The sequence below is a fragment of the Natronorubrum halalkaliphilum genome, assembly GCF_009834785.1.
Classification (GTDB): domain Archaea; phylum Halobacteriota; class Halobacteria; order Halobacteriales; family Natrialbaceae; genus Natronorubrum; species Natronorubrum halalkaliphilum.
This window is the reverse complement of the sequence record NZ_WUYX01000002.1, coordinates 39,663-49,122: the sequence shown is the minus strand read 5'-3', so window position 1 is coordinate 49,122 and position 9,460 is coordinate 39,663. Positions and strand designations below refer to the sequence as shown.

9 protein-coding genes and 1 pseudogene are annotated in these 9,460 nt (G+C 58.7%); 3 read left to right on the top strand and 7 right to left on the bottom strand.

Features of this window, described 5'->3' with window-relative positions; all coding sequences use genetic code 11:
- Window positions 1-647 precede the first annotated feature (647 nt).
- Complete coding sequence (locus tag GS429_RS00200; RefSeq protein ID WP_160061527.1) at window positions 648-1,118, top strand: TRAM domain-containing protein; 471 nt, start codon at window positions 648-650, stop codon at window positions 1,116-1,118.
- A gap of 184 nt (window positions 1,119-1,302) precedes the next feature.
- Here the strand turns inward: GS429_RS00200 and GS429_RS00195 are convergent, their stop codons facing one another.
- From GS429_RS00195 to GS429_RS00180, 5 genes are all read right to left on the bottom strand, one after another.
- Window positions 1,303-1,791, bottom strand: coding sequence for a universal stress protein (locus tag GS429_RS00195; RefSeq protein ID WP_160061525.1), 489 nt, complete (start codon window positions 1,789-1,791; stop codon window positions 1,303-1,305).
- 129 nt (window positions 1,792-1,920) lie between these two features.
- Window positions 1,921-3,105: a methyl-accepting chemotaxis protein gene (locus GS429_RS00190; protein ID WP_160061523.1), complete on the bottom strand. Its 1,185-nt coding sequence runs from the start codon at window positions 3,103-3,105 to the stop codon at window positions 1,921-1,923.
- 119 nt (window positions 3,106-3,224) lie between these two features.
- Window positions 3,225-3,431 (bottom strand): hypothetical protein, encoded by a 207-nt coding sequence (locus GS429_RS22040; RefSeq protein WP_235920692.1) that lies wholly within the window; start codon window positions 3,429-3,431, stop codon window positions 3,225-3,227.
- Window positions 3,428-3,694 carry a hypothetical protein gene (locus tag GS429_RS22035; RefSeq protein ID WP_235920691.1) on the bottom strand — a complete coding sequence of 89 codons (267 nt, stop codon included), beginning with the start codon at window positions 3,692-3,694 and terminating at the stop codon, window positions 3,428-3,430. The genes GS429_RS22040 and GS429_RS22035 overlap by 4 nt, the downstream gene beginning before the upstream one ends.
- Window positions 3,695-3,756: 62 nt before the next feature.
- A complete protein-coding gene (locus GS429_RS00180; protein WP_160061521.1) occupies window positions 3,757-4,632 on the bottom strand; it encodes a universal stress protein in 876 nt (291 codons plus the stop codon).
- A gap of 162 nt (window positions 4,633-4,794) precedes the next feature.
- Between GS429_RS00180 and hemE the strand changes: the two genes are divergently transcribed.
- On the top strand, window positions 4,795-5,799 hold the full coding sequence (hemE, locus tag GS429_RS00175) for a uroporphyrinogen decarboxylase (RefSeq protein ID WP_160061519.1): 1,005 nt from the start codon (window positions 4,795-4,797) through the stop codon (window positions 5,797-5,799).
- A 122-nt stretch (window positions 5,800-5,921) separates the two neighbouring features.
- On the opposite strand, the gene hemH is transcribed toward hemE, so the two are convergent.
- Both hemH and hemG read right to left on the bottom strand, forming a co-directional pair.
- A complete protein-coding gene (gene hemH / locus GS429_RS00170) occupies window positions 5,922-6,986 on the bottom strand; it encodes a ferrochelatase (protein ID WP_160061517.1) in 1,065 nt (354 codons plus the stop codon).
- A gap of 110 nt (window positions 6,987-7,096) precedes the next feature.
- A complete protein-coding gene (gene hemG / locus GS429_RS00165; protein WP_160061515.1) occupies window positions 7,097-8,362 on the bottom strand; it encodes a protoporphyrinogen oxidase in 1,266 nt (421 codons plus the stop codon).
- Window positions 8,363-8,487: 125 nt separating this feature from the next.
- Between hemG and GS429_RS00160 the strand changes: the two are divergent.
- A pseudogene (locus GS429_RS00160) lies at window positions 8,488-9,036 on the top strand (TATA-box-binding protein).
- Window positions 9,037-9,460: the final 424 nt, after the last annotated feature.

Here is a 9,460-nt window from a genome sequence, read left to right as displayed (position 1 = left end):
CGGAGAACGGATTCGGCTCTGACTCGTCGGTAAATCACACTTCAGCGCCGGTTAGCTGAGACTGATTTGTGAGGTACTGATACTTACCATGCCGTTACATACGTCTGATTCGCCGATTCTTTTGCTGGTCGCGTTCGGCAACTGAGAGGTAGCAACAGTCTGCGTTAGGCTGCTAGATACACCACTATGTCCGCTGTTCTCTCCGCAAAGGAAACTTCCCTCCTCACGAACAGCGGACACGGTGGTGTGTTTACCGGCCGCCTTTCTCGTGTTTCTCGCAAGAAGAGTAGTGGTGACACGCCCGAACAGCGGACACGGTGGTGTTTTCGAAATGGATTCAATTCTTTCCCGGCTTTCCTGCCTTTCAGCCCCCCAAAACTGTTATTTCTATTTCTCTCTTCTCTCACCCTACTCCATGATGTCCGCAGTTCTTGCCACAAAACATCAAAATAACAACGGACATTGTGGTGTTGGAGATACAGTCACCGAAGTCGGTTCGAACGTCGATTCGCTCGAGAGGCCCACAATGCTCCGCCTCGAGCAATATTCGTCGAAGGACGAAGTTCGAACCCTCCGGTTGGTTCCGATACCACCCATCAGTAGACTCAAGGATCTGTAATCGTATCTCCTAAACTAAGGCATATCCAATGAAGATATCTGAACGACTTCTTTGTCTGTTTTCAGGACAAATCGAAGAGCGAGATGGATCATACGTTATCGAAGTTCCCGAGCAGGAACTCCAACTCGGCGATATAGACGAGGAACACTCGTACCGAGTCGCAGTGTTGCAGTCCGCTACGGACACCACAGAACAGACGGAATCAACGTCAACATCGACGTCGACATCAGCGGCTGCCCCGAAACCCGAGTCGACAGCTGATCGAACATCCACGTCGACGTCCGACTCATTGCAACCACCCGTCGAAGAGGGTGAAACTCGAACGGTCGAGATCGAAGATATTGGCGATCAGGGCGACGGAATCACGCGCGTTGAGCGCGGATATGTCGTTATCGTTTCGGATGCCGATAAGGGAGAACGCGTGCGAATAGAGATCACACAGGTGCAGGAAAACGTCGCATTCGCCGACGTTATCGAACGGATCGATTACTACGAGTAACCCGCGGGAACCACCTCCCCCTTACGAGACACCGAAACCCGCCCACCATCACCGTGCCGTTGCTCACTCTTAGTTGAATTGCGGTGCTAAGTTCCCCACCTCAGGGAGCGTGACCAGGAGAGGGCGCGAGCATGTGTGAGATACAGCGCTCCACAGTCCGTATCACTGCAGTCTGCAAATCGTTTCAGTGGCTACTATCGTTTTGTCGGCCGTCTTCGTCCCTATCCTCATCTGCTGGTACGACGATCACGGGAATCGATGCCTGCCGGACGAGTCGATCCGCGGTACTTCCGAGAAGTGCTTCAGCCACTCGCCCACGTCCTGTCCGTCCGATCACGAGCAGGTCAATCGCGTTTTCGTCGGCGTAGGTGAGGATCGTACTCGCGGGGTGGCCGCGACGAATCGATCCGTGAACCTCGATATCACGGTTGTCGATGGCTGCAACGATTTCGTCGACGACTCGTTCTCTGGTCTCGTGCAGTTCAGCAACGTCCGCTACACCGAACCGCATCGGGTTCGACGTTGTATCGACCACGGAGAGGATATGGACGTTTGCACCGGTTGCCTCGGCGAGTTGTAGCCCTCGCTCGAGCGCGTCCTTTGCGGAGTCACTTCCGTCGGTTGCGACGAGAATTGATCGGATCGGGTCGTCGATGTGATTGGCTCCAGCCATTGTATTCGTAGTTCAGATCAGTATTCGCCTGGACATAATGGTTGGCTTGATTACCCGTGGTCTCCGGTGGCCATTTCTGATCGGCCACGATGAACAGCAGTGTGGTCGGTCAGTCGAAAAAGTCTCGTCTCAGTACAGTTGAGTTGTCTGTTCGGTTACGTTCTCCACCATGAACCCTTCTATTGCGATCACCTCGCCCTGCTCGTCGTACACGCCTTGACCTTGTTCTCGCACGGGCGTAACCTCGCCCCGTGCAGTTCTGATACGGTATGCGATGTCGAAGCTTCGGCGGTCGTCGAGAGCCGCCTGAACGGCATCCCAAACGTCGTCACCGTCGTCCTCGTGAATCACATCCTCACCGAGCGAGACGGTACCCGCGAGTAGTTGGTCGCTCGTATACCCGGTGAGACGTTCTGTGCCGTCCGAGGCGAACATCACTGGCCATCCATCTTCGTTTTTGACCCGGTAGGCCATCCCCGGAAGGTTGTGGATATACGACGTCAGGTGCTCGACGATCTCGGTCTGTCGGTCGACCAGCGAACCGGCTTCATTCATTTCCGAGGTGACGCGTTCGGAACGCGTATCGATCTGTTCGATGCCGTCGGTAACGCTCTCGACGGCGTTTGCCTGGTCGTCGTTGACGGCTGCGACCTCCGCGATTCCGACCGCAGCTTCGTCGACGGTTTCGGTGATCCGTTCGAATCGGTCGATGACGCCTTCCAGTTCGCTACTCGCTTCTCGAAGGTGCTCGTTGGTCTCTCGAGCTTCCTGACTCGCTTTGTCCGTTTGGCCTTGCAGTTCCGTGAGTTCGTCGGAGATCGAATCAGCGTGGTCGCTCGTTTCGGCCGCGAGCGATTTGACTTCGTCAGCGATGACTGCGAATCCCTCTCCCCCGCTGTTCGTACGAGCCGCCTGAATGGAGGCATTCAACGCCAGCAAATTAGTTTCGTCTGCAACGTCGCTGATGACTTCGATGACGTCGTCGATTTCGTACATCTGCTGTTCGAGTCGGTCCGTCGTCGCTGCGAGCTGTTCGGCGGACTCGACCACTTCACCCATCGTCTTCCAGACGTCCTCGCTGACACCTTTCCCGGTATTTGCCGCCTCCCGAGCGGTTTCCGCGGCGGTCGTCACTTCTTCGGAACTCGCGGCGACCTCTTCCATCGATGCACTCAAATCCGAAATCTCCCGATATATCTCCGTAATTTTCTCGTCCTGAATCGCTGTCAACTGCTCCGTTTCTTCTATATGGTCAGAAATCGTTGTAATATGTTCGAGTGCTGCATCGAGTTCTCCCTCCGTCCGGTTAGTCATATGAGAAGGTCTGATCCACCTGGCATAAGCGTTTTTGCCAACACGAAATTCATGGATGCTACTTGAAATTCGCTCCTTCGTTTCAGTGACTCGAAACGGAACTTCTTAGCGACGAAGCGTTATCTGCTGTTCTCGAGACGTCGCTGCATCTCGGTTTCGACCCACGTCGCGGCTTCCGCCGGCGGCTGATCTGTGAATTCGACCCACTTCTCGAAGAAGCCCGAGGTCCCGAGGAATCTGACTGCGTTGTATACCGGGGTCCGTTCCTCGAATCCCGCGGGAAGCGAGCCAGCACGTTGCGTGTAGCCCTCGTGGAGAGCCGTCACCAGCCGTTCGGTGATATCGCTGTCGTTCGGTACGAGCTGATCTCGAGCACGGTGAAGTTCACCGCACATTCTCTGGTGATTCGAGAGGCGTCTCCGTCGACTGCCACCTTCAGAAAGGCGCTTTGGTCATCGCTGAAGCTGACGCCGACCGTCTGATTCCGGTCGTTCCAGGAAGGGCCGGCGGGCCGGATATCGTCGACGCCTCGTTCGGGGAAGGCGTCCTTGAGAGCCGACGTGACGTCGTCAGTTAGTGTGTTTGCCATGTTTCGGTATCGACTGTATGGTGTCTCTCGCTACTGGAACCCACCGACGGCCGGCAGCACCGTCACGGGAGCAGGCGCCGAAGTCGCGACGAGACGGGATCGTGTCGCTTTGCCAGTACGACCGTGCCGGCAGCGTGCCGGCCGACCGCTTCCGAAATCGTTCCGAGTACTGCTCGCTGGAGAAGTCCCCCGCGTGAAACACCGAGTACGGTTACGTCGTGTTCGGTCGTCCAATCGGTAATTGTCCCGGCGACGTCGGTGCTTTCGACGAGTTCGCTGTCGATCGATTGCACGCCTTCGAACGTGTCTGCCGTCTCTGCGAGCAGCGCTCGTGCGTCTTCTCTCGGGCGATCAGGGTCGTCGGGATCGAATACGTGTAACAGTGTGACGGAAGCGTCATTGCGGCGGGCGATCGAGGCGGCAGCCTCGGCGGCAAAGCCGTCGTGGGGGCCGCCAGCAACTGGAACGAGGACGGATTCGACCTCCTCCGGCGACGGCGTCTTGATTCGTTTGACGAGGACATCACACTCGGCGTTTCGCAGAACTTTGTCGAGGTGGCTTCCCAGAATAACGTCCTGTCGGGGCGGTCGGCCGCGCCACCCCATCAGGATGGCGTCGATATCGTATTTTTCGACGGCACCGGTTATCCCCGTGGCGACGCCCCGAGCGATCCGGATTCGTTTCTCGGCGGGAACACCAGCGGCCTCGACACGCGATTTGGCGTCGATCAGCAGTTGCTCGTCTTCGTCCTCGAGGAGGTATCGACGGCCGTCGTTGAGCGACAGTTGCGACGGCACTTCGAGAACGTAGACGAGAAGGATTCGGTACGACCGATCGATCGCGATTTCGATTGCGGTATCGAGCTGGCGGGTGGCGGTTTCGGGGTTTGCGATCGGAACGAGCAAGGTACCGTCGGCGTTCGAGACTTCGTCGGGCATGGCAACTGCAGTGTCTTTCGGGTGCGAGCAGTATATTGTTTTTCCATACTATATACCTGACCGCTAGTGAACGATACGGTCTCAGCTCGGTCCCTGTCCTTCAAATCGCCGTTGTGCCGGCAATTCACAACTATTAGGCCCTTCCCCCGCCAAGGTCCGAGTATGAGAGATCTCTTCCTCAGGGCGGCTCGAGGCGAACGGACCGAACGGCCGCCGGTATGGATGATGCGCCAGGCCGGGCGATATCTACCGGAATACCGCGAGCTGCGGGAGGACTACTCGTTTCTCGAGGCCATTTCGACGCCCGAGATCGCCGCGGAAATCTCGCTGCAGCCCTGGGAGCGATTCCAGCCGGACGGGGTCGTCATGTACTCGGATATTCTCACCGTCCTCGAACCGCTGGGCTTTTCCTACCACCTCGAGTCCGGCGTCGGTCCGGTCGTCGAGAACCCGGTCGAGTCTCCTGCAGACACCCGCCGTGAACGCGGGGACGTCCGCGAACAGCTCGGGTACGTCGGCGCTCTCATCGAACGACTCACCGCGGAACTCGGTTCGGAGGCCGCGGTGCTCGGCTTCGCCGGCGGGCCGTTTACCCTTTCGGCGTACGTCTGTGAGGGGACGCCCTCGCGTTCGTTCATGGAAATCCGACGACTCCGTGCGGAACACCCGGACGCGTTCGAGCGATTGCTTCGAGCCTTTACCGACGTTCTCGTCGAGTACGTCACGTACCAGGAAGAAGCGGGCGCGGACGCGATCCAACTGTTCGATACGTACGCCGGGCTCCTCTCCCCCGCGGACTACCGCGAATTCTTGTTGCCGCTGCATCGGGAGGTACTGGATGCGGTCGACGTTCCGACGATCATGTTCGCTCGCAACGTAAGCGGCAATCTCGACCTGCTCGCCGACAGCGGTGCCGACGTCGTCGGCCTGGACTGGACGGTCGATATCGCACGGGCTCGAGACGAACTCGGCGACCAGCCAGTCCAGGGGAACCTCGATCCGGCATTGCTGTACGGCGATCCGGAAACTGTTCGAGAGCGAACCCACGAGGTTGTCGACGCTGCGGGCGAATCCGGCCACATCCTCAATCTCGGCCACGGCGTTGATCGGAACACTCCGGTCGAAAACGTCGAAGCGTTCTTCGACGCGGCGAAAAATAGTCGATAAAACGGCCGTATCGGCCGGCGAAACGGTCGTATCGATGACGACTGCGGAGGCGGAAACGGGTCGCAACCACTGCGGTGATGGGACTCTGGCGCAACTACTGCGGCGACGGGAACGGGCCGCAACTACTGCTGTGGTGGCAGTCCGGAATTGAAGCAGTAGGTTCCCGCCTCGGGACGACACTCACACTGGCGAAGCTGGTAGTACGACGGCTCGAAGCCCGACAGGAACGGCTCGAGGATGTCCGACAAAAGATTCGGAAACCGCGGATCGTCGTGTGGAACCGGCACTCGGTGGAGATCCAGCCCGACTTCGGCGGCGTCCTCGCGGAGGTCGACGTCGAGTTCGACGAGGGTCTCGGACTGTTCGTGCATGAAACTCATCGGTTCGACGACGACGCGTTCGGCGTCGCCCTCGAGTCCTTCGACGACGGCTTCGGTTTCCGGCTCGGTCCAGTCGATGCCGCGGTTGGCGTGGTTCTGGTAACCGATCTCGTAGTCGTCGAGGCCGATCATGCTGGCGATCGTTTCGGCGTGTTCCTCGACGTACCGGTCGTAGCGGCTGCCGTCCTCGAGATACTTCGTCGGCGTGCCGTGTGCGGAGAAGACGAACGCGGTGTCGGGATCCTGAAGGTCGATCTCTTCTTCCTCGACGAATTCGGTGATCCCCTCGGCCCGAAGCCGATTGTAGGCCGGCGCTCTGTGCCAGCCGGTGATCGCGCTAAACTCCGGCTCGTAGCCGTCGATATCGTCGATCGATGTCTCGAGTGCGTCGATCGCGGATACCGTCGTCGAGGGACCACACAGCGGGTAGATCGGGATCGCGATGATCGAGTCGAGCCCCTCGTCGGCGACGTCCGCGGCGACGTCCGGAATCAACGGTTCCATGAACTGCATCGCGTGATAGACGCTGATATCGTGGCCGCGGTCTGCAAGCGTCTCCGCGAGCGCCTCGGCCTGCGCGGTCGCCTGCTCTTGTAGCGGCGAGCCACCGATCTCCTCGTACTCTTCCATCAGGCTGGGCAGGCGTCGCTGGGCCAGTTCTCGGGACCGTTCCCACGCTTCGTCTTCGGTCTCGGCGTCTTCGAGCGAGGCGTTGTCGTAGAAGATCCGCGTTAGATACTCGAGGACCTCTTCGCGCTCTGGTGCGGCCGGTTCGCCGAAGTTCAACAGGACAATGCCGGTCTCCATATGGGCCGTTACGATGGGATCGGTTTAGGTACTTCGAACGCGGCAGTCCGGCGGGTCGCCCTGGCATCGTTTCGGCCGAGGGGCCGCCGTGACACCCGTTCCCTCGCCGCTCAGCCGTCGGCGAGTTCGTCCGCGAGTCGCGTCGCGTTCCGGACGCGTCCGGGGATTCCGGCCCGGCCGACGAAGTTCGAACAGAGGTGGATTCCCGTCGGCAGATCGAGGTCGTCCATCGCTGTCCACGACCGGTCGTACGCCGGCATTCCCGGCTCCCAGCGGTGGACGTGGATCGGCGTCGCCGCCGACCCCGTGATCCGTTCGAACTCGGACGCCGCGACCGATCCGAGTTCGTCGTCGGTGCTCTCGGTCATTTCGGGGTAGCTCCCTGAATCGATATAACAGGTAAACAGCCGGTCGCGATCGAGGAAGCTCGCGTTCCAGGTCAGCCCGCTGATTGTGGCGTCAGCGTGCGTCCCGACGAGCGTTCCGATCCCGTCGCGATCGAAATCGGATTCGAGGTATACCATCCCGATCGGGTTGTAGTTGAATCGCTGTAACGTCGCCTCGAGGCCCGAGTCGACGTTCGAAAGCAGCGCCGCGCTGGTTGGTGCAGGCGTCGTCAGGACGACTTCGTCGACGGTCTCGGTCCCGGAATCGGTGACGAGTTCGAACCCGTCGTCGGTCTCGCGAACGTCGGTAACGGGTGTCTCGAGGGAGATGGCATCGGCGTGGGTCTCGTACAGTCGTTCCGGCAGTTGGCCGAGTCCGTTCTCGAACGTACAGATCGGCGGCGTATTCCGTCCGCCGACGATCTTTCGACCGACCCACAGGAGGATGCTCCCGTCGATACCCGCCTTCTCGATCGCTTTCCCGAGCGAGTATTCCATTAGCATGTCCTGTGGATCGGTACCGTACAGCCCGCTGTACAGCGGTCCGAGGTATCGGCGAGCTGCCTGGCGGCCGAACTTCCGGGTGAGAAACTCGTCGACCGTCTCGTCGGGACGCGGCGGACCGGTAATCGGTTCTTTCAGGATCCGAAGCTTCCCGAGCGGGCTGAGGAGATCCGTCGTCAGCGCTTCTTTGACCGACAGCGGAACGACGCTGAGGCACCCGTCGTGATAGGCGTACAGCGGCTGATCGTCGTCCCCGAACTGCAACTGGTCGCGCAGTCCGAGGTCGTCGACCAGCGATTCGATCTGGGGGGAGAGTCGAAGCCGCTGTGGCCCTAGCTCGAGGACGCGTCCGTCGACGCGTCTGCTTCGCATGACGCCACCAGGTTCGTCGTTGGCCTCGAACGCGACGACGTCGACGTCCCGTTCGTCGAGCGCCCGCACGAGCGACAGTCCGGACATTCCGGCTCCGACGACACCGACTCGCATTTCAGCTCACCGCTCGCTTCGACCGATCGCGGTCTCCTGTCCCGTCGATCCCAGACGTGCCGTCACCCATATTCGATAGCGGATGTTGCTAACTGAACGGTATAACGATTCCGTTGTGCGTCGAAATCCCGCGTCGGACGGGGTTGGTTCTCGAGGTAATAGCGTCGACCGGTATTGGATAGGAACTTGATCTCCAGAGCGTCGCTATGGGCCTCAAAGGATCCGACTACGCCCCGGAACAGTTCTTCGGTCTTGTCTTACCGTACCCCAAATCCGCCGCCCTGATCGTGGTTCGGGGAAGATCGTCCGTACCGGAGCGAAAAGTACCGATGACGTCCACGAGAGCCTGAAGATCGTCTTCGAAAAACTCCGAGAACTCCAAATCCAAGTCGAAGATGAGCCAGAAATCGTCGTTCAAAACATCGTCAGTAGCGCCGACCTGGGGCGAAATCTCGACCTAAACGCAATCGCGATTGGGCTTGGCCTCGCGAAGATCGAGTATGAGCCAGAACAGTCCTCCAGACTGGTGTATCGATTCGATGAGCCAGAGGTTGTTGCTCTGCTGTTCGGGTCTGGTAAGCTGGTCGTGACTGGAGGGAAAAGGCGGACAGACAGCTGAACAGGCTGTCGACGTGATCGTAGTGCGGCTTGAGGATCTCGGATTGCTCGAGTAGCGGTTTTCAGCGAGTAATCGGGGTTCTGGTCGTAGAGTCACACTCACACCTCGTACCGAGTGAGCGAGCAAGAAAGTCACAATAGGTGACATAGACAGCCAGTCAACTGGCTCGCGATGCTGATCCCTGAGTAGAGAGTATAAAAAAGGCGTGAATAACGGTTGTGGTAGCTAGTCAATCAGGGGGTCGTACCACGATTCGTGGTAGTAATATAGTAAAGTACTATCTATCTAGTCTAGCTAGGTGGTGGGTGGTGAGATGCAGAGCAATCAGGCTATGTCTGGTTTGATTCTTCCTTCTGAGGCAAGAAGGCACTCAGGTCACTCGGTACGAGGTTAGGATGATTTGTTATTATGTCTGTATAGGATATCCAGTTACATAATACAAGAAACATCTCTGTGATTCGTGAAAAGCTGTGACGCCG